Origin of the sequence: Rhizobium sp. TAL182, from assembly GCF_002117725.1 — a bacterium.
GTDB lineage: Bacteria > Pseudomonadota > Alphaproteobacteria > Rhizobiales > Rhizobiaceae > Rhizobium > Rhizobium esperanzae.
Genome location: NZ_CP021028.1, coordinates 344426 through 366518, shown reverse-complemented (window position 1 = coordinate 366518; position 22093 = coordinate 344426). Strand labels below are relative to the sequence as shown.

24 protein-coding genes are annotated in these 22093 nt (G+C 60.5%); 6 read left to right on the top strand and 18 right to left on the bottom strand.

What is annotated here, in order from left to right; translation table 11 throughout:
* Nucleotides 1-101: 101 nt before the first annotated feature.
* The 14 genes from Tal182_RS28360 to Tal182_RS28295 form a co-directional block, all read right to left on the bottom strand.
* The gene (locus tag Tal182_RS28360) at nt 102-671 is read right to left on the bottom strand and encodes a hypothetical protein (protein WP_085861645.1); all 570 of its coding nucleotides are present in this window, start codon (nt 669-671) and stop codon (nt 102-104) included.
* Between the two features lie 67 nt (nt 672-738).
* Nucleotides 739-2040 carry an AAA family ATPase gene (locus tag Tal182_RS28355; protein ID WP_085861644.1) on the bottom strand — a complete coding sequence of 434 codons (1302 nt, stop codon included), beginning with the start codon at nt 2038-2040 and terminating at the stop codon, nt 739-741.
* A gap of 15 nt (nt 2041-2055) precedes the next feature.
* Entirely contained in the window at nt 2056-3000 is a 945-nt protein-coding gene (locus Tal182_RS28350; protein ID WP_085861643.1) for a type II secretion system F family protein, read from the bottom strand.
* A gap of 7 nt (nt 3001-3007) precedes the next feature.
* A complete protein-coding gene (locus tag Tal182_RS28345; RefSeq protein WP_085861642.1) occupies nt 3008-3961 on the bottom strand; it encodes a type II secretion system F family protein in 954 nt (317 codons plus the stop codon).
* The gene (locus Tal182_RS28340) at nt 3958-5388 is read right to left on the bottom strand and encodes a CpaF family protein (RefSeq protein ID WP_085861641.1); all 1431 of its coding nucleotides are present in this window, start codon (nt 5386-5388) and stop codon (nt 3958-3960) included. The genes Tal182_RS28345 and Tal182_RS28340 overlap by 4 nt, the downstream gene beginning before the upstream one ends.
* 16 nt (nt 5389-5404) lie before the next feature.
* Entirely contained in the window at nt 5405-5968 is a 564-nt protein-coding gene (locus Tal182_RS28335; RefSeq protein ID WP_085861640.1) for a L,D-transpeptidase, read from the bottom strand.
* The gene (locus tag Tal182_RS28330; protein WP_085861639.1) at nt 5965-7107 is read right to left on the bottom strand and encodes a response regulator/pilus assembly protein; all 1143 of its coding nucleotides are present in this window, start codon (nt 7105-7107) and stop codon (nt 5965-5967) included. Before Tal182_RS28330 ends, Tal182_RS28335 begins: the two co-directional genes overlap by 4 nt.
* 28 nt (nt 7108-7135) lie before the next feature.
* Nucleotides 7136-7759 (bottom strand): TadE/TadG family type IV pilus assembly protein, encoded by a 624-nt coding sequence (locus Tal182_RS28325; protein ID WP_085861638.1) that lies wholly within the window; start codon nt 7757-7759, stop codon nt 7136-7138.
* A complete protein-coding gene (locus Tal182_RS28320; protein ID WP_085861759.1) occupies nt 7753-8232 on the bottom strand; it encodes a TadE/TadG family type IV pilus assembly protein in 480 nt (159 codons plus the stop codon). The genes Tal182_RS28325 and Tal182_RS28320 overlap by 7 nt, the downstream gene beginning before the upstream one ends.
* A complete protein-coding gene (locus Tal182_RS28315) occupies nt 8232-9833 on the bottom strand; it encodes a TadE/TadG family type IV pilus assembly protein (protein ID WP_085861637.1) in 1602 nt (533 codons plus the stop codon). The genes Tal182_RS28320 and Tal182_RS28315 overlap by 1 nt, the downstream gene beginning before the upstream one ends.
* Nucleotides 9834-9924: 91 nt before the next feature.
* Nucleotides 9925-10230: a hypothetical protein gene (locus Tal182_RS28310; RefSeq protein WP_020923157.1), complete on the bottom strand. Its 306-nt coding sequence runs from the start codon at nt 10228-10230 to the stop codon at nt 9925-9927.
* The gene (locus tag Tal182_RS28305) at nt 10214-11704 is read right to left on the bottom strand and encodes a type II and III secretion system protein family protein (RefSeq protein ID WP_085861636.1); all 1491 of its coding nucleotides are present in this window, start codon (nt 11702-11704) and stop codon (nt 10214-10216) included. The genes Tal182_RS28310 and Tal182_RS28305 overlap by 17 nt, the downstream gene beginning before the upstream one ends.
* Nucleotides 11705-11759: 55 nt before the next feature.
* On the bottom strand, nt 11760-12674 hold the full coding sequence (gene cpaB / locus Tal182_RS28300) for a Flp pilus assembly protein CpaB (RefSeq protein WP_085861635.1): 915 nt from the start codon (nt 12672-12674) through the stop codon (nt 11760-11762).
* Nucleotides 12675-12772: 98 nt separating this feature from the next.
* A complete protein-coding gene (locus tag Tal182_RS28295) occupies nt 12773-12967 on the bottom strand; it encodes a hypothetical protein (RefSeq protein WP_085861634.1) in 195 nt (64 codons plus the stop codon).
* Nucleotides 12968-13228: 261 nt separating this feature from the next.
* Between Tal182_RS28295 and Tal182_RS28290 the strand changes: the two genes are divergently transcribed.
* The gene (locus Tal182_RS28290; RefSeq protein WP_085861633.1) at nt 13229-13759 is read left to right on the top strand and encodes a prepilin peptidase; all 531 of its coding nucleotides are present in this window, start codon (nt 13229-13231) and stop codon (nt 13757-13759) included.
* Nucleotides 13760-13795: 36 nt separating this feature from the next.
* On the opposite strand, the gene Tal182_RS28285 is transcribed toward Tal182_RS28290, so the two are convergent.
* Nucleotides 13796-13996 carry a hypothetical protein gene (locus tag Tal182_RS28285; RefSeq protein ID WP_085861632.1) on the bottom strand — a complete coding sequence of 67 codons (201 nt, stop codon included), beginning with the start codon at nt 13994-13996 and terminating at the stop codon, nt 13796-13798.
* Nucleotides 13997-14059: 63 nt separating this feature from the next.
* On the bottom strand, nt 14060-14683 hold the full coding sequence (locus Tal182_RS28280) for a TetR/AcrR family transcriptional regulator (protein WP_085861631.1): 624 nt from the start codon (nt 14681-14683) through the stop codon (nt 14060-14062).
* Nucleotides 14684-14808: 125 nt separating this feature from the next.
* Here Tal182_RS28280 and Tal182_RS28275 point away from each other — a divergent pair, with 125 nt between their 5' ends.
* Nucleotides 14809-15024 (top strand): hypothetical protein, encoded by a 216-nt coding sequence (locus Tal182_RS28275; RefSeq protein ID WP_064812208.1) that lies wholly within the window; start codon nt 14809-14811, stop codon nt 15022-15024.
* 53 nt (nt 15025-15077) lie between these two features.
* Here the strand turns inward: Tal182_RS28275 and Tal182_RS28270 are convergent, their stop codons facing one another.
* Nucleotides 15078-15605 (bottom strand): winged helix DNA-binding protein, encoded by a 528-nt coding sequence (locus tag Tal182_RS28270; protein WP_085861630.1) that lies wholly within the window; start codon nt 15603-15605, stop codon nt 15078-15080.
* A gap of 85 nt (nt 15606-15690) precedes the next feature.
* Between Tal182_RS28270 and Tal182_RS28265 the strand changes: the two genes are divergently transcribed.
* A complete protein-coding gene (locus tag Tal182_RS28265) occupies nt 15691-19299 on the top strand; it encodes a hydantoinase B/oxoprolinase family protein (RefSeq protein WP_085861629.1) in 3609 nt (1202 codons plus the stop codon).
* A 96-nt stretch (nt 19300-19395) separates the two neighbouring features.
* Here Tal182_RS28265 and Tal182_RS28260 read toward each other — a convergent pair whose 3' ends face one another.
* On the bottom strand, nt 19396-20253 hold the full coding sequence (locus Tal182_RS28260) for an SDR family oxidoreductase (protein WP_085861628.1): 858 nt from the start codon (nt 20251-20253) through the stop codon (nt 19396-19398).
* Nucleotides 20254-20368: 115 nt separating this feature from the next.
* Between Tal182_RS28260 and Tal182_RS28255 the strand changes: the two genes are divergently transcribed.
* The 3 genes from Tal182_RS28255 to Tal182_RS28245 all read left to right on the top strand — a co-directional run bounded on the left by Tal182_RS28255 (nt 20369) and on the right by Tal182_RS28245 (nt 22032).
* Nucleotides 20369-20617, top strand: a complete 249-nt coding sequence (locus tag Tal182_RS28255; RefSeq protein WP_085861627.1) for a type II toxin-antitoxin system prevent-host-death family antitoxin — start codon at nt 20369-20371, stop codon at nt 20615-20617.
* Nucleotides 20617-21039 carry a type II toxin-antitoxin system VapC family toxin gene (locus Tal182_RS28250; protein WP_085861626.1) on the top strand — a complete coding sequence of 141 codons (423 nt, stop codon included), beginning with the start codon at nt 20617-20619 and terminating at the stop codon, nt 21037-21039. Before Tal182_RS28255 ends, Tal182_RS28250 begins: the two co-directional genes overlap by 1 nt.
* 153 nt (nt 21040-21192) lie before the next feature.
* Nucleotides 21193-22032, top strand: coding sequence for an IclR family transcriptional regulator (locus Tal182_RS28245; protein WP_064808530.1), 840 nt, complete (start codon nt 21193-21195; stop codon nt 22030-22032).
* The last annotated feature ends 61 nt before the right edge of the window (nt 22033-22093 follow it).

Here is a 22093-nt window from a genome sequence, read left to right as displayed (position 1 = left end):
AATCTGTGTCGAGATGAGAGCGCCCTAGTCTAGAATGAGCGCGGGACGTCGTCCCTGGCCGCGTCCACCGATTGCCTTGGAGATTTCGGCGAAGTCGGTGTTTACCGTGCCTTTCGAAGGATGAGCTGACCTTGCGGTGAGAGCGTTCGTTCGTAACGCGGCAGGTTATTGACTGGAATGCCGCCGGCTTCGATAGACGCAAGAGTGCTATCCAGCATTTGAGTTTCCGCTGGCATGGTGCGAGGTGCGAAAAACTGCGCCGGCTCCTTGCCGGGCGCGCTCAGGACCAAAGCTGAGCCCATGCGTGCACCGCTTATGTCGTTGCGCATCCCCTCGTTCATCGACAAAATGGACTTTTGCAAGCTATCCATCTCTTGACGGATAAGTGCGAGTTCGTCGGCCTTGGCGTTGCTCGCGATCTTGTCCGACTGCTTTTCCATTTGTCCTCTCAAGCCCTCAATGGACCTTTTAAGCGCTGCGATGCTCTCGCGGCTCTCGCGAACATCCGCTGAGTTTTTGGCAGTATAGATGAGAACGCCAGCATTCACGGGCAAGAGTATAAGGAGCAGACCGACGATGAGTGGGTTTCTTGAGGCTTTCGGCTCAATCACTCGCATGTTGCTTGGTCTCGCGCCGCCTGCTTCGCCGTCGATGCTCGGGATGCTGGTCATTCGTTTACTCCCCGTAAGTGGTTAACTGGATTGAATCAGGACGCTGCGCTCGGCGCAAGGTCCGCGATCATTCCGACGTGAATACACCTTCCCAGGCGCGGTCCAGCATATCGAGCGACGCGATTCTCTCTATGCCATTGAACTCGCAGTAAGAACCGACAAAATCCAAAAGATATTTCGGATGATAACAAGACGCTAGCACATCGTCGTTGTACTTGCGATCGTAGAACAGGTGCAGGTCTGGATCACGGACGGCCAATCCGGCACCGCTGGCATAGGATTTGAAAATTCTGATGTATTCGTCACGCGAAGGCGTGTTCACATAGATCTTGTATTTGAGGCGCCGCAAGCCCGCCTCGTCGGAGAGGTCCTTCGGTGCGATATTCGTCGAAAAGACGACCAGCTCGTCAAAGGGAACCTTGAACTTCTTGCCGGTGTGCAGCGTCAGGAAGTCGTATCCGCGCTCGAGCGGAACAATCCAGCGATTGATGAGGGCCTGCGGCGCCACTTGCTGACGCCCGAAGTCGTCGATGATGAAAACGCCGCCGGACGCCTTCAAGTGGATGGGCGCTTCATAGACATTTGGCCCGGCATTGAAGGTGAGATCGAGTTGATCGAGGGTCAATTCCCCGCCCGTCTTGATCACCGGACGGCGGCATTCGATCCATCGTTGATCTGCTTTCGGATGGAATTCCGCGTCAGCCTCCGATACCGGGTGATGCACTGCTTCATCATAGAAACTGATGACATGGCCGCCGACCTCGATGGCATAGGGCACCCAGATGGTTTGGCGAAACAGTTGCGACGTCCGCTCGGCGATGCTCGTCTTTCCGTTGCCGGGCGGTCCGTAAAGCAGGATGGAGCGACCGGAGTTCAGGGCCGGACCGAGCTTTTCGACCAGGGTGTGCGAGAGCACCAGCCCCTCAAGGCTCTCGGTTAGCCGCTCGGGGGTCACCCGCTCGTGATGGATGGACTGCAAAGAGATTTGCCGGCAGAACGCATCCAGCGACACCGGCGCCGGCCCGACATATTGGCTTTGACGCGATGCTGCGTGGGCATATTCGAACCCCTTCATCGACAGCGCATATCGGACATCGGATCTCACATCCTCACCCGCGAGGCCGCGTGCCTCGAGGTAGGCGAGTTTCACCAGTTCTTTGATCAGGATATTGACGATCACTTTCGGCAATCTCATGCGCTCAGCGAGATGAGAGGCCGTGGTCGTATCCTGTTCGGCCGCACATTTTGCGGCCAGCCGAAGCAGGAACGATTGATCCAATCCCGCTTGTTCTATGCTTGCCGGTGCCATTGGCATCCGCGGATCGAGGGAAATGATGGCGTCACGATTCTGTTCGAGCGAATACTGCATACGACCTCGCTTGGCTCAACCGCCGGGTTTCATGCCGATGAGAAGACTGATGACACGGATAACGATGGGAACGAGAACGATGACGAGGCTTACCGGAAAAAGGAACGCCCCGAGCGGCAGCAGCATCTTGACCGGCAGAGCGTTCGCCTTTTCCTCTGCGCGAACCGTACGCAAGTCGCGCATTTCCTTGCTGTAGACCCGCAGCGTCTGGGTTACGCTGGTCCCGAGCTCTTCCGATTGACGGAACAGAACGGAAAGGGCCCGGGCCTCGTCGATTCTCAGGCGGGTGGCAAGGTTGGCGAGCGCCTCGCGCAATCGCCGGCCGCCCCGCACTTCCAGCATCATGATCGACAGATGCAGGCCGAAGTCCTGCTGCTTGTCGACGAATTCCCGAGCAACACGGTTCGCCGCTGCCTCGATGCTCATCCCCGCATCGAGGCAGACGATCAGCATATCCATAAAATCAGGAAAGAGGCGGCGGTATTCCCTCTCCTTGGCGGCGCCACGCCGGTCGATGTAGATGTTGACCAGAATAAAGGTTACGCCCGCAGCAAACATGGCAATGATCAGTGTCGCCATCTGCGACATGTTCGGCGCGAGGCGGTTTAAGGCCCAAACCGCCGCGACGAGCACGCTGATACAGACCACCGCGCGAACCACCTGGAAGGTGGTCACGGCGCCGGCCGCGAAATACCCCGCCCGAATCAGCCGGTTCTGGGTGGAGTTCAAATTCGTGTCACGTCGCGTAATCTCGAAATAACGACGAATCAGGCGGTTTTCCGCCTCGCCGAGATCGGCAATCGTCGTATCGCCGAGGTGGAACTCGTCGCCGGCCGCTGCCGAGCTCTTCGACACCCGAACCGAGACCTCGCGCTGTCGAAAAAACAATTCCGAGGCTGCTGCCGTAAAGATCAGCACTGCAAAAAAGACGATGAGGTAGATTCCATACTCACTCGACATGACCGCCTCAGTACTCGAAGTTCACCATCTTGTAGAGAATGACATTCCCGATCGCCATGACGGTGAGCAGCACGCTCACCACGGCGGTTCCGTGGCCACTGTCCCAGACGGGATCGAAATAGGTCGGCGACAACGCCTTGATCATCGCGTAGAGCAAAAACGGATAGACCGACATGAAGATCGCGGTGATGCGTCCTTCCGAGGAAATTGCCCTGACCTTTGCCCTGAGCATCGACCGATCTCGCAGCGTCTTCGAAAGGTTCTGCAAGATCTCCACCAGATTTCCGCCGGTTCCTGCCTGCACGCTCAGCGATATCGCAAGCAGATTCAGATCCTCGACGCCGACCCGGTCGGCCAAATTGACAAGGGCATCGTCCAGCGTCACGCCGTAGGTGAGTTCATCCGAGAGAAGGCCGAACTCGGTGCCGATCGGATCAGGCATCTCGCGTGCCACCAAAGCAATCGCCGCCGGCAGCGGGTGGCCGGCGGCCAAACTGCGATTGGCGACATCGAGCGCTTCAGGAAGCTTCAGTTCGAATTTCTTCATGCGGCGCGCTCGGGCACGCCAGACGACGAGCGCAGGTATGAGGAGGCAGATCACGAGAAAGATCGGCACCCTAAACCAAGTGCTCGGCACAAGGAACTGCACGACCAGCCACGTCAAGAGTGCGCCCGCGATTGCGAAGAGCGCAAATCGCATGGCATCGAACTTGATTCCCGACTGGGCGTAGAACTGCATCAGCCGCTGCATCACAGGGGTTTGCCGCCAACTGCCGGCGACGCCGCGCTCCTTGAGCATGTCGCTATAGGTCTTGCGATGGTCATCGCTGATCTCGAGCAAGCTCAGCCGATGGTTCACGGCGCGGTGGCGTTCGGATGTCTTGAAGTAGCCGCGCATGATCGCTTCGACGGCAACAAGAGCCGCGGTGAAAACGGCCGCGTAAAGAAGAATCAGGTTCATTGAACTGGCCCCGTTTGCAGCGGTTTACCCGGATCAAAAATCGACACCGGTATCTCGATCCCGAGCTCGGCAAACTCCTCGACGAACCGCGGCCGAATACCGGTGGCGCGGAATTCGCCATGGATCCGCCCGCCTTCATCGGTACCGAGCTTCTTGAATTTCATGATCTCCTGCATCTGAACGACTTCGCCCTCCATGCCAGTGATCTCGGAAATCGAGACGACCTTGCGGCTGCCGTCGCTCAGGCGCTGGACCTGCACGATCATGGTGATGGCGGACGAGATCTGCGAGCGAATGCTCAACTGCGACATCGGCATCCCGGCCATGCCAACCATCTGCTCAAGCCGGCCGACGGCGTCGCGGGGCGTGTTGGCGTGAATCGTCGTCATCGACCCCTCGTGACCGGTATTCATTGCCTGCAGCATGTCGAACGCCTCGTCGCCGCGGACTTCGCCGACGATGATGCGGTCGGGGCGCATGCGCAGGGCGTTTTTCAGAAGTTCGCGCTGCCGGATCTCGTTGCGTCCATCGAGCGTCGGCGGTCGGGTTTCCAAACGCCCGACATGGGGCTGCTGCAGTTGAAGCTCGGCCGCATCTTCGATGGTGATCAGGCGCTCCTTTGGAGAAATCTGCGACGAGAGAGCGTTGAGCAAGGTCGTCTTGCCGGAACCGGTGCCGCCTGAAATCACCATCGACACCTTGCCCTTGACCGCAGCGCTGAGAAGGATGCGCATCGCATCGGCCATGGCCCCATATTGCACGAGGCGCTCCAATGTCAGCGGCTTGCGGGTGAATTTGCGGATGGAAACGAGCGGTCCATCGACCGAGATCGGCCTGATGGCGACGTTGACGCGCGAGCCATCCTTGAGGCGGGCATCAACCATCGGCGTCGATTCGTCGACGCGGCGGCCAACTGCCGAGACGATCTTGTTGATCACCCGAAGCAGATGGTCCTCGTCCTTGAACCGCACGGCGGTGCTCTCGAGCTTGCCGCTACGCTCGACATAGACGCTGTTGTAACCGTTGATGAGAATATCTGCAATCGTGTCGTCGGCGAGCAGCGGCTCGATCGGTCCGAGCCCCAGCATCTCGTCAGTGATATCGCGGATCAGATCATTGATTTCCTTGGCATTCAGCGGAAAGTTATTATTGCGGATATAGTCCTTGACCAACGGCCGGATCTCGGTGGCGATCTCCTCATTGTCGAGCGTGTCGAGTATCCCGAGGTTGATGCGATCGAGCAGGTAGCGGTGCAGATTGACCCGCTCGGAAACCAGGTCCGGCCCAAGCGAAGCTTCGTCGCTACTTGCCGTGGCGCTGTCAGAGACCGGTTGGGCAGGCATGTTCTGAGCTGCGACTAGAGACAGGTCCCGGCTTTCAGGCTCCTGCTGATGCTTGTAGAAACGCCCCATGATGCCGTTCGCCATGCTTCCCACCCCTGAACTATTTTACAATGACCGTGGAACCGACTTTCACCCTCTCATAGAGATCGATGACGTCGGCATTGCTCATGCGAAAACAGCCCGATGAGGCGAAATCGCCTACCGTCGACTGCTCGTTGGTTCCGTGAATTCGGTAGAGCGTGTCAGTCCCGCCCTTGAAGAGATAGATCCCGCGAGCACCCAACGGATTGAGCGGCCCGGCAGGCACCAGGTCCGGAAGTCCGGCCGCCCGCGCCTTCATCTCGGCAGGCGGGCGCCAGTCGGGCCACTCTGCCTTGCGTCCAACCTTGACGGTCCCGCTCCAGCGAAATCCGTCTCGTCCGACGCCGATCTTGTAACGGATCGCACGTCCTTCGGAGATGACGAGATCCAGCGTTCGGTTCGAGCTGACGATGACGATCGTTCCAGCCGCGTAGCTTTTTTCGATCGTCACCACAGTGCTTGTCGTCGGCCCAAGGCTTCGTGGCACAAGCCCGGCTGCCGCGGCATCCCCGGCGACGGCCAGAACGGCCAGAACCACAAGGCCGACGCAGGACCTTACGCGGCCACTGTCAATCGCCTTCATCGCACCAATGCTCCAAGTTTACCGACCGCGCCGCAGAAGCGCGCCCGGGAGTTCACTTGGAATGGCAGCACGCCGCGGTTGACCGCCTCGCTCAAGGTATCCCAGTCATCCGCAATAACATGCGTCGGGATGTCCTTGAATATCTTCTCCGTTTGTTGTCGGCGCAGGCCGAGACCAAAAAGCTTGGCGCGGTATTTGTTGATGACGATGAAAATCTGATCCGAACTGCCTCGCAGCCGTACCAGATTGGCAAACAAATCCTTGGCTTGAGAAAGCGCGGGGACCGTCATTTCGGTGACGATGTAGACGCTGTTGACCGAAGTGAGCACCTCGTATTTCCAGGGCGTGTCATAATAGGGGATGTCGACGATCGTGTGGTCGCTCTCGAAGGCGGCCACGTCGAGCATCCGCAGCACGAGTTCACCGCCCTTCGGTGCCAGAAGGACGGATGGCTGTTTGAAAGAAAGCAGTGAAAAACCTCCCGGGTGCCGCTTTCGGACGAGATCGATGAATTCGAGATCGACCCGGGAAGGATTGGCGATGACCGGTTTCAGATCGTAGTCGTTCACAAGATTGAGATAATAGCCGAGCGATCCCGAGCAAAAATCCGTGTCGAACAAGTCAATCCGCGGCGTTGAATTCTTGGTCGGCTGGGCGAGCACATGCGCGAGCGACGAAGCGATCATGCTGGCGCCGGCGCCGCCGACGGCCGAGACCACGGCATGCACCCGGCTGTCGCTGGCGCCGGTGCCTGGCGCATGGGTCGAAATCATGTCGATCAAAGCGCGGCGCTCGAGCGGCTTCTTCAGCCAGTCATTGCCGTTCAGGCGGAAGAGCAGCCGCATCATGTCATCCGGCAGGTCTTCGGAAACGACGACGAGCGGAATGTCCCGGTAGCTGGTGCGAAACGCGAAGAGCTCCGGGTGCTGCAGCAATTCCCCGTTGTCGACGTCGAGAACGATGAGGCCGAACTGTGTCGGGTCGAGCCGGCCCTTTTCTCCGAGCGCCTTCAACGAGAGATGGCGGACATCGTAACGCGAAAGCGACCCAAACGTGTCGAGCATGAAGCTCGCTGCAGCCGCGTCGTCGGAGAGAACCAGGATCTTGGTGGATGCGGCAATGTTCATGTGCGCTGTCATTTCGCTTTCCTACGCGTGATAAAAGGAGTCAGCAGGTTGAACAGGTCTTTAGATCTTCCGTCGTGATCGTCACCGGATGGGCCGGGATGGTGATGTCGTTCAGTCCCAACAGTCCACCCAGGATCGGCAGATCGAAGGTGATGTCGCGCACCTCCAGCCGCATCGTCAGCACCGGCCCGTCAGGGCGGCCCCAATAGCCGAGTCCCGATCGCTGATAGGTGACGATCAGATTCTGCGGTTGGATGCGCCAATTGAGATCGCAAATGCCGGGGTGGGGATCGGTTCCCGCGTTGCAAACGCCATCGCTTCCCAGGACGATACGGTTCAATCCCGCCGTGCAGTTTGCAAGAGCCGGTCCGCAAGTCGAGGATATCGTCGCATCGTTCGGTGTGGCTTTGCCGTTGTTGAGCGGATCGGCAGCGTCGGTTGGGAAAACGGCATTGAAATTGGTTGTCAGCGGATCTGATACGGCCGCTAATCGGGCACCATATTGCAGTGCCTTGACCGTCTGATTCCACTGCGACATGGCATAGCCGAACTCTATGAAGGCGGCGAATACCAGCATGACGATGGGGAAGGTCAGCAATGCTTCGGTAAGACTGACACCACTGCTATCCTGCCAGAATGTCTTGATCGGCCGAAAGATCACCATCCGATATATCTCTCTTCATGGAAGGAACTGATGGTGATGGCGTCAATTCCGAGAAAGCCGAACACCGGCGAGCTCTGGTAGAGATGCGCAGTGGAAATGGTGATGTTCCCATCGGCATCTGGTGCACTGATGGTGATGTCGGCAGGGTCATTCCAGCCGGGGACGCGGGGTTGAGCGCCTGCCGCAGGTGTCTGCGTTCCGTAAAAGGCGATCGTCTTCGCGGTCGCCTGATTACATGTCGGCACATAGGTTCCCGACAGCGGTCGGCATCGCGAAAGGTAACGCCCGGCATCGCGCAGCCCTGCGTCGATTTGCATGCGCTGCCAGAAAACGCTGCCAAACTCCAGTATGCCCGCGGCAAAGAGCGTCACAAAGGGGATCGCGAGCAGCGCCTCGGCAAGCACTGCGCCCTCCTCCCGCCGCCAGCAGTCGAGGCAAAGCCGATGCAAGATAAGATTGCGGAGCGCCATCATCATCGGACCAGCTCCGCTTCTTCCCGCAGGAATTCGTCTGCCGTACCGCGACCACCCTTGCCGGTGATGTCGATCATCTCCAGGGAAAGGTATCGTTCGCTGGAATCCTTGATCGCCGGCTTGGTTAGGAACATGCGCGCGAAGGCCACGGCGCGGGTGGCCTTGTGCCCGTTCAAATGGCCGACTGACGCTTCATAGCCACAATTGACGATGGCTGAGAAGATTTCGCGGCGATCACCATATTCAGCCGCGGTATAGTTCGAAAGGTCCGGGCCGGTATAGCACTGGCCGCCGCTTGTCGGTTTGCCGGTTTCGCCATTCGCCGAGGCATGGTTGATCAGAGATGGGTTAGCAAGTTCGTAACGATAAACATCGTAGGCGGAGGGCTGGGTTGGTGTTCCAGTCGCCTGCGGGGGATAGCTGGAGTAGTTGCTGAGGACCGTGCTCACCGAAGGCGCAGCCGTGCCCTGCGCGACATTCCAATAGGTCGTGTAATTCCAGTTGTTGCCGCTGCTGATCTTGCCGCCGGAAAGCGAGCTCATGGCCGCTCCGTAGCCGAGCGGCAAAGCCTTGGTCGCATCGCCGACAACGTCTCCGACCATCACCGGAGTATAGGTATCGCAGCTTGGCTTTCCTTTGGTGGTTGTCCGAGCGGAGCGTACGTTTTGGGCAGGACGGTATCGATAATCTCCCTTCGCCTTGTTGAACGAGGAGGAGTAAAAGCCGAAGCGCGTATTCACCCCGTCTTCGACAGGCCCCGCCACTGCGCCGGTCTCCGTATCGAGATCGTCCTGTGTGTAGCAGGCGCCGGGATTGCCGGTGGCAAGAGCCTCCGCCAGCACGGAGGCACCATTGCCCAAGGGGGTCCGCAGGAATCCGAAATTGCCAGGCCCGGGATTGGATGACGAGGTGCTGTGAAGCTCGATCTGTCGCCCGTAGAGATTGCCGGCCGCAAAATTGGTGTGCAAGGCGGCAGCGGCATCTGCGTTGGCGCTTTCACTGGTGTTGCCAGCAGGCTCGAACGGATTGCAGATAAAGATCGGCGTCACGTCGCAGGCGCTGGCGTGGTAGACCGCCACGGCGTCGGCAGCGATATTGATCGTATCGCGGTTGAAGCCGACCGGGATCGGAAAGATCGTCTGCATCGCTTGCGGCTTGGCGATGACCCAGGCATAGGAAGCTTCGCTGGGCTCTGTCGTTTCCATCGAAGCCGGGATGGGCGTATCGTCGTTCGCGGGGATGCTCTTCAGAAAGAGCACGGTAACAGTGCTCCCAGCATCGTTGGCGGCGTCATAGGTCACGCTGATACTCGAGCCAAGGGACATGCCGGTCCCACCGCCGGAGAAAGCCGCGCTGTTGGCGATTTTCTCGATCGCCGTCTGCGCCCGGGTAATGGCATCGTCACGGCCATCGAGTTCACGGGCCCCGGCCAGCGCCATCGCATCGACCGCGTTCTGGAGATCCGTATGCAGGTTGCTGCTGCGGCCGACATCGATGACCAACAGCGAAAAGCCGAGAAGCATTGGCATGGCGATGAGCGTCAAGGCGATGACATAGCCGCGATGATCGTTCCAGAAGCGTCTGACAACCCTGCTGAGCATTGGCGTCCCCCCATCACGGCGTTATCGCCGTGATGACCCCTTTTCGTGCATTTTCCCCTCCGGCGCTGCCGCCGTTCATGCCTTTCGCCAGCTACTGGCTGGCGGTCGCCCCGTTGGAGGCCCCATTCGCCCCCATGGCCGGCGACGGCTGAACAACGCCCAGCCCGCCGTTCTGATATTGAGTGACCACCCTGCGGATGACCTTGCCGTCGCTTGCGATCTGGGTTCGCTGGGCTTCTGGCGGGAACGGGTCTTGGATGTGGATGGCCTTGTTTGCTTCCACGGCGTTCCCGACCCCGAAGGTGATCGAGTCGCGATGGTTCAAGTAATCGGCGCAGCCGGAAGCGAGGCCGGCGGCTGCAAGGACGAGAAGGACGCGCTTAGCGTTTTGTAGCAACGGCTTGGACTCCCTGGTTCAGGTCGAGACGATGACCGTAAGGCCCGGTCACGCCTACGCCATTGCGAAAGCGTCGGAGCATGTCCTTGTCGACTTCCAGGACACCGAGCGCGAAAAGCTCGACGTCGTTGGACGAGCGCGTCTGATCGAGCGGACTGTAGAGGTCCTCACCCGGGCGGGCCGGGCGCACAATGTGTGGCGTGACAACGATAACGAGGTCGGATTCCTTCTTCTGGAAACTCGTCGAACGGAACAGTGCGCCGAGGACCGGTATCTGCCCGAGTCCCGGCAATTGCTGGATGTCTTTGGCATTGATCGACTGCAGCAGGCCGGCCAAGGCAAAGCTCTGGCCGTCGCGCAGCGCGACCGTGGTGCTGGCAGCCCGCGAGATGAACCCCGGATTGCCGTTGACGTTGATCGACGGATCAATCTCGGAAACCTCAGGCTCGATCTCCAGGTTGATGAGGCCATCATCAAGAACCACCGGCTTGAAGGTCAGCCGCACACCGAAGGGGCGATAGTCCGTCTCGGTGGCGACAGTCGTGCCGTTGTTCGTCGTCTTCAGGATCGGCACTTCACCGCCGGCATGGAAGCTGGCGGTCGAGCCGCTCATGGCGATGAGGTTCGGCTGAGCAAGGCGACGCACCAATCCCTTCTGCTCGAGGGCGTTGATGACCACATCGATGTGGCCGCCCGAGATTTCCAGCACCTTGGCGATCAACTGGCCGAAGGGCAGCGCACCCGTTGCCGCCCCCTTGGGGTCAAGCAGGGTACGGGCCAGATTGCCGCTGTCGTCCACGGTGATTCCCTGGCTGGCCGTGGCCTTGCCGATGCGGTTATTGTTGCCGTATCCGGACCAACCGATCCCGAGGTCACGACCCGTCTGGCGCGAGGCTTCGATAACACGGACCTCCAGCATCACCTGCTGGCTGTCGCTGACGCGCAACTGGTTCAGCACCGGCTGGTCGGAATAGGATTGGGCGATTTCCATCACCCGCTGCAGTTCGATGCCGTCACGGACGAAGCCTGTCAGGCGAATGCGATCGTTGGAGTTGATGACCCTGACCCGAGCCGCGGGCGCGGCAGAGCGAATGGCGGAGGCGACTTCGCTGAAATCGCTGGCGACGCGGATGTCGATGACGCCGAGAAGCGACTTGTCGTCGCCATAGACCGAGATATTGGTGGCGCCGGTCTTCTTGCCGCGGATGAACAGTGACTTGTCGGAAAGCGGCACCACGTCGATCATATCGGCGCTGCCGATGACGAGATCCCCGAAGGGCTGGCCGGTGTTGAGCGTCAGCGTCTCGTTCGGAGGCAAGGTCACATGCTGAACCGATTCGCCGAGCGTGATAGACTTTTCCTGTGCGCTGGCGGAGCCGGCAAATCCGGGCCCTAAACACACACAGGCCGAAAACACTGCCGCTAATGCCGCAAGGCTTTTCGTCCTTGCGATTCTTCTCTTGCCGTTCGCCATGCCTGCTTTAGCCCCCTCATTCGGCTCGCCGCACTTGCGGCATGCCGCATAAACATCACTGGACCAGGCCGACTCGGTGCTCCTCGCGCTTCGTCGTGTTCCAGACACCCACTGTCACCCACTTCGGCTCGACCGGCAATACCGGTTCGACCTTGGGCTCCACAATCTGCACTTGTTTTTCAGGTTCTGGCAACATCTTTTCCAGATCCTTGCCAAGTTCTGTCGCCATCGCCCCGCCACCGAGGTCGGCGACGGTGATCGGCCGCGTCTGTTCGACAGACGAAGAGGCGACATTGCGAAGCGCCAGCGAGAGCGTGCCGATGCTGGAGCCGAGGGTAAGGCGCTGCGCCTCATCGGTCGTGACCTCGAAGGTCACGGTTTTGACGACGGACGGCTCGTCCTTGCGCTCGTCTGCCGTCTGATCCACAGCCAGCACCTTGACGCCTTGCAGCAGCACGTCAACGAAGGTCTGATCGTTGCCTGCCGGCCCGCGAACGACCCGCGTCAGAAGCACGTCGACGCGATCGGAGGGCCTTACGAAGCCGGCAACGCCGAGCACGTCGTTGACGCGGATGGAGACCGCCTTCATGCCCTGGTCGAGCGCCGCCGACAGCGTGGCGCGTTCGCCGGTACCGGTAATTTTCGAGGACAGCACCGGCTCGCCGGGGTCGATCGCCCCCATGGCATAACGCGGCTGGGCATCGTTGCCGACGACCGTCTCGATGCTGACGAACGAGCCTGCGGGTGTTTCATTGGAAGGCCACGGAATGGCCCTGAGGTTTTCGGATCGGATCCGGTCGCCGAAGCGCATTGGCGTGGCGGCGACAACAAGTGTCCTTGCCTCGGTCTTCACGCCGTTCATCGCCAGCAGCCGGGCCTTCTGATCGGAGAGATACGCGCGCATACCGAAAACGGCGGCAGCGGCGAGTACAAAGGCAATAACGAGACTTAAAATCGTTGAAGAACGCATCGCGGTTACTCGCTACACTGGACGGAGCGCATCCATTCGTTGCTGCTAATTTAGAAGAGAGGGGTTAACAAAACCCCTCTCTTCTTCGCACGCCAATATCAGGCCGGGGCGGTCAGGTTGGCCGTAAACCAGGTTGCCCAACCGTTCCAAACGGTAGCAAGATTGGTGCCGGCCAATGTCACCGCCGTGATCACGCCGCCAACCAGCAAGGCAAGCAGAATGAGGTATTCCGTGAGTGCGACGCCATCTTCTTCCCGCGCGAAAGCGCGTACGCTATTTACAAATGCTTTCATCGAGAATTACCTCCCAGGTAAGTTGTGCGCCGTAATTCCCCCGGCACGCTTTGTCGTTGAGACCGCCCCTTCGACTGGAAATATTAATAGTCTGTTAATTCTAATTTAGTCAATTGTTTTATACCCGCTCGAATTGAGAACTATACTTATGGTTAAGACCAAAACCCGAGGACTTGTCAAAAAAACCGGGGAAAATATGCCGATGCCGAGTAAAAAACGGACCTACGTGGTAGATTGTCATAGCCCAAAAGGTTGAGCCCTATGCTTGCAACGATAGTTGTTGTTAATTCACTTTCGGTATTACTTTTTCTCTATGCCGCCTGGACCGATTTCCGCACATGGAAGATCCCGAACACGGTCGTGCTTGCGCTCGTGACACTTTATGGATTGCGCGCGGTGGCCGTGATGCTTGGCTCCGAGGACGTCGGCGCTGCGCTGTTTGCTTCAAGCGGAATTGGAGGCGACGTCGGAGCCGGTCTGCTGATGTTTATGCTTGGGGTGGCGTTGTGGGCGTTCCGTCTGTTTGGCGCAGGAGACGCCAAGCTTTTCCTGCCGATCGGCCTTTTTGTCGGATGGCACGGAATGCTGCCGTTTGCGGTGTTGCTGCTTGTCCTCGGCATCGTGACGCTGCTGGTCCTGCGGCTGCCGGTGCCGCTGCCCGTCGCGCATCTCGCCTTTTTCATGCGCATCGAGGAAATTCGGGCGAGCCGGAAGATACCTTATGGCGTCATCATGGTTTTCGCGACGCTCCTCACCCTGGCTTTGCCCATGATCCGACAGCAACTGCAGTGAGCTGAATCGTGCAGACGCACTGACAGAAGCTGCAACCTAAGCCGAAAAGGCTCTGGCCGACCTGTTCTCGAGCGCGGCGATCTCCTCGGAAACCTCGCTCAATTGCTGACGCAGGTCGCTGTCGGTGCCGTCATCGACCTCCTCCTCGCCAAAACAATAGCGTGCCTCGTGGAGCTCGAGCTTGGCTTCGAGCTCGGCGCGTCTGGCATAGAGCCTCTTGAGATAGACGTGGTTCATCTCCCGGTCTCCACATCGTCCGGTCATGGAAAAACGGTGTGGAGGCGGTAAGGTTCCGGTCTATCAGGTGAAAGAAGCGATCGCTGCTCTGCAGGCCTTGGCGAAATGGCCGCAACAGCCGGCGGCGCCCATCGCCTGGCGACTGACGCGCGCGCCTTCGAGCAGCAGCGTCAGCGTATCGGCAAGAAGCTGAGGTTCGCGCGCACCGGCTGCCGAACAGAGCGCGGCCAGGCGATCGCGCTGCTCGGCCTTGTGCCGTTCGATCATTTCATGGGCGGGATGGCCCTCCCCCTTGAGCTCGATGGCGGCGTTGGCGAGATCGCAGCCAGCCGGCTCGCCGTTCAGACACTGCGCCCGCATCTCCACCCAGGCGTCGAGCTGGGCGCGGGGATCGCCGGGATGAGCGGCCTCCAGATCGCGCCAGATGGCATCGGCCTTTTCGGAGGCGCGCCGCAACGTCTCGCAGACGAGTTCGTCCTTCGAGCCGAAATGCCGGTAGAGCGTCATCTTGTTGGTCAGGGCAGCATCGGCGATGGCATCGACGCCGATGCCGCGGATGCCGCGCTCGCGGAAAAGCTCCACGGCCGTCGAGACGATGCGCTCCCGCGGCGGGATGCGATCTTCTGGAACGGTTGCGGAGATTTCATTCGAAGTTTCTGATTTTTTTGCGGACGAAGTCCTTGACATCAATGTGACCGATCGGTAACAACAGCACTGTTACTTACCGGTAACACCACAGGCCGCGAAAGTCAACGCAGAGGGTTGGCGGCGGATGTGGAACACGGGCGACCGCCCACGAAAGGAGGACAGCCATGAGAAAGACCAGAGACGACCTGACGATATCCGAAGCGCTTCGCGACCCCCTGATCGCCATGGTATTGCGCGCCGACGGCGTGAAGCTTGAGGACTTCAAGCAACTCCTTGAGACGGCCGCCGACAAACGTCAACCGCGCCCGACGCCGGTGGGCAAGATGATCGGAGCGCTTGCGAGCCGCGCCAATCTGCCGGCCATGCCCTGCTTCGGCTGAAAAAGCCGCCTGAACACCGGGGGATCTCTCCCTGCCCCCGACAAGGGCTGTCGTCACAAAGAGGCGGCGGCCCTTGCTGCTTGATCGTAATGGCCGGAAAGCGCCCTGAGTGTCGCCGCCACCGCCGATGTCGCCGCGGCGTCGAGCCCGAGTCCCTTCATCGATTCCACCAGCAGCGCCTCCCGCACCGTCCTGTATTTCAAACAGATTTCAAAACCCTTGTTGGTGGCAGCGATCAGTTTTTCCTTGCCTGCCCGCGCGCTTTTCACGAGACCGCGCTTTTCCAGCTTCTTGATCGCATAAATCACCAGATGCGTGTCCTCGACGCCGAGCACGCTGCAGAGGTCGCCGAGCCGCTTCGGCCGCTGCCGGTGCGCCACCGAATGCAGCACCAGCACGTCGATCGCCGCACAGCCGGGCTCGCCCGCCGCCGTCATGCAGCGCACCATCCAGCGGTCGAAGGCATTGCCGGCGAGGATGAGACCGAATTCCAGTTCCGAAAGAACGGGAAGCGCGCCATCGGCGAGATGCGAGGAGGAGACAATCGGCCCGATTTCCGGCTGCCCGCGCTCACCTGCCATTCCATCCCTCCATGATCAACAGCTGAACGTTGACATTTTCTCGATAAATCGTCAATAAATTTTCAGTTCAGCAGGAGGTCGGACGATGAGCGGGCAGTGGGATTTCTGGATCGATCGCGGCGGCACTTTCACCGATATCGTCGCCCGCCGTCCCGACGGTTCGCTCGTCGCCCACAAGCTGCTTTCGGAAAATCCGGAAGCCTATCGTGACCCGGCGGTGCATGGCATCCGCGAATTGCTCGGCCTCAAGCCCGGCCAGCCCATCCCTTCCGAGCTCATCGGCGCCGTAAAGATGGGAACGACGGTCGCCACCAACGCGCTTCTGGAACGCAAGGGCGACCCGACCCTGCTGGTGACGACAAAAGGCTTCCGCGATGCACTGGAGATCGGCTACCAGGCGCGCGCCGATATCTTCGCCAAGAAAATTATCAAACCGGAACTGCTTTACGCCGATGTGATCGAAGCCGACGAGCGCGTACTGGCGGACGGCACGGTGGAACGCCCCCTCGGCGAAAATGATCTGCGGCATGCGCTGCAAGCCGCCTATGCGCAGGGACTGCGCGCCGTCGCCATCGTTTTCATGCATGCCTACCGCTATCCCGAGCACGAACAGCAGGCCGCCGCCATCGCGCGCGCCATCGGCTTCACGCAGATCTCGCCCTCGCACGTCGTCTCACCGCTGATCAAGCTCGTCGGCCGCGGCGACACCGCTGTCGTCGACGCCTATCTGTCTCCGGTTCTCCGGCGCTATGTCGATCAGGTCGCCGTCGAGCTCGGCGCCGTCGAAGGAAAGGGCCCGAAGCTGATGTTCATGCAGTCCTCGGGCGGACTGACCGACGCGCATCTCTTCCAGGGAAAGGATGCGATCCTCTCCGGCCCCGCGGGCGGGGTGGTCGGCGCGGTCGAGGTCTCGCGCATCGCCGGTTTCGACAGGATGATCGGCTTCGACATGGGCGGCACCTCGACGGACGTTTCGCATTATGACGGAGAACTGGAACGCGCTTTCGAGACCGAGGTCGCCGGTGTGCGCATGCGCGCGCCGATGATGAAGATCCATACCGTCGCAGCCGGCGGCGGCTCGATCCTGAGCTATGACGGTTCACGCTTCCGCGTCGGTCCGGAATCGGCAGGTGCCACGCCCGGCCCGAAATCCTATCGCCGCGGCGGGCCGTTGGCGGTCACCGACGCCAACATCATGACCGGCAAACTGCTGCCGGAATTCTTCCCCACAATCTTCGGGCCGGAGCAGGACCAGCCGCTCGATGCCGAGGCGGTACGCGCCGCCTTTGCCGAAATGGCGCAGGATATCGGCGGCGGCCGGACGGCGGAAGAGGTCGCCGACGGCTTCCTCGCCATCGCTGTCGAGAATATGGCCAATGCCATCAAGAAGATCTCTGTCCAGCGCGGTTATGACGTTTCGAATTACGCGCTAACCTGCTTCGGCGGCGCCGGCGGCCAGCATGCCTGCCTGGTCGCCGACAGCCTCGGCATGAAGACGGTGCTGATCCATCCCTTCTCCGGCATTCTTTCGGCCTATGGCATGGGGCTCGCCGATATCCGCGCCACACGGCAGCGCGCGGTGCTGACCGAACTCGGAGCCGCCCTGCCGACGATCGGCGGTATCCGGGCCGAACTGGAGAAAGAGGTGCGCGGAGAACTGATGCTGCAGGGCGTCGAAGCCGGCGACATGGAAGTCATCACCCGGCTGCACCTGCAATATAAGGGCACCGATACCGCCCTGCCGGTCGCCTTCGGGCCGCAGGAGGAGATGACGCAAGCCTTTGCCGCCGCCCACAAGAAGCAGTTCGGTTTCATCTTCGAAGACCGGCCTGTCGTGGTCGACTCCATCGAAGTCGAAGGCATCGGCGGCGGCGCCGATGTCGAGGAGATCGACGTGCAGGCGGGGAGCTTCGCACCGCGAGCGCTGCGCACGACCCGCTTCTATTCCGGCGGAACCTGGCACGAGGCCGGTATTTTCAGGCGTGATGTGCTGAAGCCAGGCGCGGCCGTCAAGGGACCGGCCCTCATCATCGAAGCGCATCAGACGATCGTCGTCGAGGCCGGCTGGCAGGCGCGCCTGACCGGCCACGACCATATCGTTCTCACCCGCGAGATCGCACTTTCCCGCAATGCCGCGATCGGCACCAGCGCCGATCCCGTCATGCTCGAAGTCTTCAACAATCTGTTCATGGCGATCGCCGAGCAGATGGGCGTGACGCTGCAAAACACCGCTCACTCGGTCAATATCAAGGAGCGGCTCGATTTCTCCTGCGCCGTCTTCGACCGCACCGGCGCCCTCGTCGCCAATGCGCCGCACATGCCGGTGCATCTGGGATCGATGGACCGCTCCGTCGAAACGATCATCCGCCTCAACGAAGGCCGCATTCGCCCGGGCGATGTCTTCGCGCTCAATGCGCCCTACAACGGCGGCACGCATCTGCCCGACATCACCGTCGTCACGCCGGTGTTCGACGACGCCGGCGAGACCATCCTGTTTTACGTCGCCTCACGCGGCCATCATGCCGATATCGGTGGCAAGGCCCCGGGTTCGATGACGCCGCGGGCGACCAAGGTCGATGAAGAAGGCGTGCTGATCGACAATTTCCTGCTGGTCGACAAAGGCCGTTTCCGGGAAGCCGAATTTGCCGCAATGCTGCGGGACCATCCCTATCCCGCCCGCAACCCGGCGCAGAACCTCGCCGACGTGAAGGCGCAGATCGCCGCCAACGAAAAGGGCGTGCAGGAGTTGCGCAAGATGGTCGCTCATTTCGGGCTCGACGTCGTCGAAGCCTATATGGGCCACGTCCAGGACAATGCCGAGGAGAGCGTTCGCCGCGTGATCGCCCGCCTCAGCGACAGCGAATTCACCTACCCCACCGATCAAGGCGCCGTCATCAAGGTGAAGATCACCGTCGACAGGAAGGCGCGCGAGGCGACGGTCGATTTCACCGGCACGAGTGCGCAGCAACCGACCAATTTCAATGCGCCGGAACCGGTGACGCGCGCCGCCGTGCTCTATGTCTTCCGCGTCATGGTCGAGCAGCCGATTCCGATGAATGCCGGCTGTCTGCGGCCGATCCGGATCATCGTGCCCGATGGTTCGATGCTGCGTCCGGCCTATCCGGCCGCCGTCGTCGCCGGCAATGTCGAGACCAGCCAGCATGTGACGAATGCGCTGTTCGGGGCGCTCGGGACGCTCGCGGCCGCCCAGGGCTCGATGAACAACCTGACCTTCGGCAACGCCACCTACCAATATTACGAGACGATCTGCTCCGGCGGCCCCGCCGGCCTGCTCAACGACGGCACCGGCTTCAGCGGCGCCGACGGCGTGCACACCCATATGACCAATTCACGGCTGACCGATCCCGAGGTGCTGGAGTTCCGCTTTCCCGTCGTGCTGGAGGATTTCCACATCCGCCGCGGTTCCGGCGGCAAGGGACAATACAGTTCCGGCGGCGGTACCGAGCGCACCATCCGCTTTCTGGAAACGATGGATTGCAGCATTCTCTCCTCGCACCGAACGATCCGGCCTTTCGGCCTGTTCGGCGGGGAAGACGGGGAATTGGGAAAAACCGAGATTCGTCGCGGCGACGGCAGGGTCGAAAGGCTGGAAGGCTGCGACCAGGCAATGCTCGCCGCCGGCGACGCCGTGATCGTCACGACGCCGACCGGCGGCGGCTACGGCAAGCCGTGACTGAAGCGCGCATCCTACCAGATCGTGATTAGGCGCTTCAGCTCCTTGTTTTCATGCATGCCTTGATCCGGAACCGCCAATTCCGGGCAACATGCATCAAAGGATCGGTTTGCCGCCTGTAACCGCGATTGTCGTGCCGGAGACATAGCTCGACAAGGGATCGGCCAGCATGACATAGGCGGTGGCCAGTTCGGCCGGCTGGCCTGGCCGTTTCATCGGCACCTGCTTGCCGAAATTGCTGACGCTGTCTTCCGGAAGCGTCGATGGAATGAGCGGCGTCCAGATCGGCCCCGGCGCCACGGCATTGGCGCGAATGCCCTTCTCGGCCAGAAGCTGGGCCAAGCCGGCGGTGAAATTCTGGATTGCGCCCTTGGTCGTGGCATAGGCCAGCAGCGTCGGGTTCGGATTGTCCGAATTGATCGAAGCCGTATTGATGATGGCGCTGCCGGGATTCATATGGGCGACTGCCGCCTTGGTCAGGTAGAACATCGCGTGGATGTTGACCTTGAAGGTCAGCTCCCACTCCTCGTCGCTGATCTCGTCAATGCTCTTGAAGCTTGCCTGGTGCGCGGCATTGTTGACGAGAATGTCGATACCGCCAAGCTCCTTAACCGCCGTCTCGACGATCTGCCGGCAATGGGCCGGGTCCTGAATATCGCCGCTGACGAGCACGGCCTTGCGCCCGGCCTGTTCGACGAGCCGCTTCGTCTCGTCGGCATCCTCGTCCTCGTCGAGGTAGGAGATCAACAGATCGGCGCCTTCCCGGGCATAAGCGATGGCCACCGCCCGGCCGATGCCGCTATCGCCGCCGGTTATGATCGCCCGCTTGCCCTTGAGCCGTTCGGATCCGCGGTAGGATTTTTCCCCATGATCAGGAACCGGATCCATCTGGGCCGTGAAACCCGGCATCGGCTGTTTCTGGGATGGGAAAGGGGGTGTTGGATAATGCGTCATTATAGCCTCCTGAGTTGAGGGACAAACTCGGGCTGCGGCCGGTTGTTCCAACGGCGTTGCGGCCAGATCGCTTTCCGAATAAAATGACTAGAAAATTGGTCACGAGGACAATGTGATGGCACGTGTCAACCTGGCGGAAGCGAAAGCCCACCTGAGCGAGTTGCTCAATAGGGTGGAGGCGGGCGAAACCGTCGAGATATTGCGGCATGGCAAGCCGGTGGCGCAGCTCGTGCCGGTGAAGATGCCGAAACAACCGATCGATGTCGAACGGCTGAAGGCACTGACGGCCTCGATGAAGCCCCCGGCCGAGCCGGTCGATTCCGCGACCTTCATTCGCGATCTGCGCGATACCGATCGTTATTGATGCTTTATATCGACACATCAGCCCTCGTCGCCGCCTGGACGGTCGAAACCCGCACGGACGACGTGCAGCAATGGCTGGCGGAGCGTCGATCCGAGGAGATCGCCCTCAGCAGCTGGACGATAACCGAATTTTCAAGCGCTATCGCGCTCAAGGCGAGAAACGGACAGATCGATCCGGCCGATCGCAGCAAAGCTTTGGCCCTGTTCAAGGAACTATGTTCGACGACCTTCGAGTGCCTGCCGCTATCACGGGCGCACTTCATCGAAGCGGCGCGAATGATCGAACAGTTCAATATCGGTCTTCGTGCCGGTGATGCACTGCATCTCGCCATCGCAATCGATAGCGACGCCACGCTCGTCACGCTGGACAAAGGGCTGGCAAAAGCCTGCAGCCTCATCGGAGCGCGTCACCGTTTGTTATGAGGTCGGCAGTATCGGCGGAGGCGGAAATCACGCAGTCTCCTGGTTCCACCGCCGCCACATTCGCACCGACGATCAACCTACAAAATGTTGCGATTTGCCACAGCGACCGCTGTGCCATAGTAATGTAATATGGTTGCAGTGTTCATGAGGTGCATGGAATTGGACGGAAAGACATCGCCCGCAGTTTACTCCGAAGATGAGAGCCTTGCCGGCGAAGCCGGCGGCAAGGGCGCGCGCCGCGCCCGCGTCAGTGGCATCGACCGCGCTCTTCAGGTGATTGATCATCTCTATGAGACAGGATCGCCGGCCGGCGTCTATGCCATCGCCAAGGCGGTGAAGGCGCCGCTATCGACCGTCTATGTCATCGTCGACGACCTCGTCGAGAAGAACATGCTGACTCGCCAGGCGGACGGCTCGATCTGGCTCGGCGCACGGCTTTATCATTATGGTCTCGCCTACGCGCGATCACTGGATTTCATGAGCATTGCCACCCACGAAATGCACGATCTTTGTCGCCAGGCCGGCGAAACCGTGCAGGTCTGTGGCCGCGACGGCGATTACATGCTGGTGCTTGCCATGGCGGACGGCCCGAGCCACTTCCAGGTGGCGTCCCGCGTCGGCACCCGGGTGCCTCTCAACTGGACGGCATCGGGCCGCCTGCTCGTCGGCCATCTGCCCGAAGAGGAACGCATCGAGCTTTTCAAGCGCTGCGCCCGCTCGTCACCGACCGGCCGCGCCGAGATCGATCCGCGCACGCTATCGGAAGCGGCCGGCAAAGCCTTCGAGTCGCGCCTGTCGATCCAGGCCGGTGAATCCGATTATGCGGTCGCCTGCATCGCCTCGCCGATCTGCGATCGCGATGGCCAGTGCGTCGCCACCATTTCGATCGTGCTGCCGGAGCAGAAGGCCTTTTCCGATGAGAACCATTATACGGCGCATGTGCGCAATTCGGCGGAGCGGATCGAAAAACTGATGGGTTGGCGCAACCGCTGAAGCGCTTCTCAACCATCCGAGCAGCTTGCGGCATGACTGCATGATGGCTATATTGCTGTCA

Excerpts from the sequence above, each read along its gene's own strand:
- Tal182_RS28330 (WP_085861639.1), bottom strand. The coding sequence starts at position 7,107 with ATGACAGCGCACATGAACATTGCCGCATCCACCAAGATCCTGGTTCTC.
- cpaB (WP_085861635.1), bottom strand. The coding sequence starts at position 12,674 with ATGCGTTCTTCAACGATTTTAAGTCTCGTTATTGCCTTTGTACTCGCC.
- Tal182_RS28360 (WP_085861645.1), bottom strand. The coding sequence starts at position 671 with ATGACCAGCATCCCGAGCATCGACGGCGAAGCAGGCGGCGCGAGACCA.
- Tal182_RS28255 (WP_085861627.1), top strand. The coding sequence starts at position 20,369 with ATGGCACGTGTCAACCTGGCGGAAGCGAAAGCCCACCTGAGCGAGTTG.
- Tal182_RS28290 (WP_085861633.1), top strand. The coding sequence starts at position 13,229 with ATGCTTGCAACGATAGTTGTTGTTAATTCACTTTCGGTATTACTTTTT.
- Tal182_RS28280 (WP_085861631.1), bottom strand. The coding sequence starts at position 14,683 with ATGTCAAGGACTTCGTCCGCAAAAAAATCAGAAACTTCGAATGAAATC.
- Tal182_RS28250 (WP_085861626.1), top strand. The coding sequence starts at position 20,617 with ATGCTTTATATCGACACATCAGCCCTCGTCGCCGCCTGGACGGTCGAA.
- Tal182_RS28275 (WP_064812208.1), top strand. The coding sequence starts at position 14,809 with ATGAGAAAGACCAGAGACGACCTGACGATATCCGAAGCGCTTCGCGAC.
- Tal182_RS28270 (WP_085861630.1), bottom strand. The coding sequence starts at position 15,605 with ATGGCAGGTGAGCGCGGGCAGCCGGAAATCGGGCCGATTGTCTCCTCC.
- Tal182_RS28260 (WP_085861628.1), bottom strand. The coding sequence starts at position 20,253 with ATGACGCATTATCCAACACCCCCTTTCCCATCCCAGAAACAGCCGATG.
- Tal182_RS28295 (WP_085861634.1), bottom strand. The coding sequence starts at position 12,967 with ATGAAAGCATTTGTAAATAGCGTACGCGCTTTCGCGCGGGAAGAAGAT.
- Tal182_RS28315 (WP_085861637.1), bottom strand. The coding sequence starts at position 9,833 with ATGCTCAGCAGGGTTGTCAGACGCTTCTGGAACGATCATCGCGGCTAT.
- Tal182_RS28265 (WP_085861629.1), top strand. The coding sequence starts at position 15,691 with ATGAGCGGGCAGTGGGATTTCTGGATCGATCGCGGCGGCACTTTCACC.
- Tal182_RS28285 (WP_085861632.1), bottom strand. The coding sequence starts at position 13,996 with ATGAACCACGTCTATCTCAAGAGGCTCTATGCCAGACGCGCCGAGCTC.
- Tal182_RS28350 (WP_085861643.1), bottom strand. The coding sequence starts at position 3,000 with ATGTCGAGTGAGTATGGAATCTACCTCATCGTCTTTTTTGCAGTGCTG.
- Tal182_RS28355 (WP_085861644.1), bottom strand. The coding sequence starts at position 2,040 with ATGCAGTATTCGCTCGAACAGAATCGTGACGCCATCATTTCCCTCGAT.
- Tal182_RS28320 (WP_085861759.1), bottom strand. The coding sequence starts at position 8,232 with ATGATGGCGCTCCGCAATCTTATCTTGCATCGGCTTTGCCTCGACTGC.
- Tal182_RS28335 (WP_085861640.1), bottom strand. The coding sequence starts at position 5,968 with ATGAAGGCGATTGACAGTGGCCGCGTAAGGTCCTGCGTCGGCCTTGTG.
- Tal182_RS28245 (WP_064808530.1), top strand. The coding sequence starts at position 21,193 with ATGGAATTGGACGGAAAGACATCGCCCGCAGTTTACTCCGAAGATGAG.
- Tal182_RS28345 (WP_085861642.1), bottom strand. The coding sequence starts at position 3,961 with ATGAACCTGATTCTTCTTTACGCGGCCGTTTTCACCGCGGCTCTTGTT.
- Tal182_RS28340 (WP_085861641.1), bottom strand. The coding sequence starts at position 5,388 with ATGGCGAACGGCATCATGGGGCGTTTCTACAAGCATCAGCAGGAGCCT.
- Tal182_RS28325 (WP_085861638.1), bottom strand. The coding sequence starts at position 7,759 with ATGGTGATCTTTCGGCCGATCAAGACATTCTGGCAGGATAGCAGTGGT.
- Tal182_RS28305 (WP_085861636.1), bottom strand. The coding sequence starts at position 11,704 with ATGGCGAACGGCAAGAGAAGAATCGCAAGGACGAAAAGCCTTGCGGCA.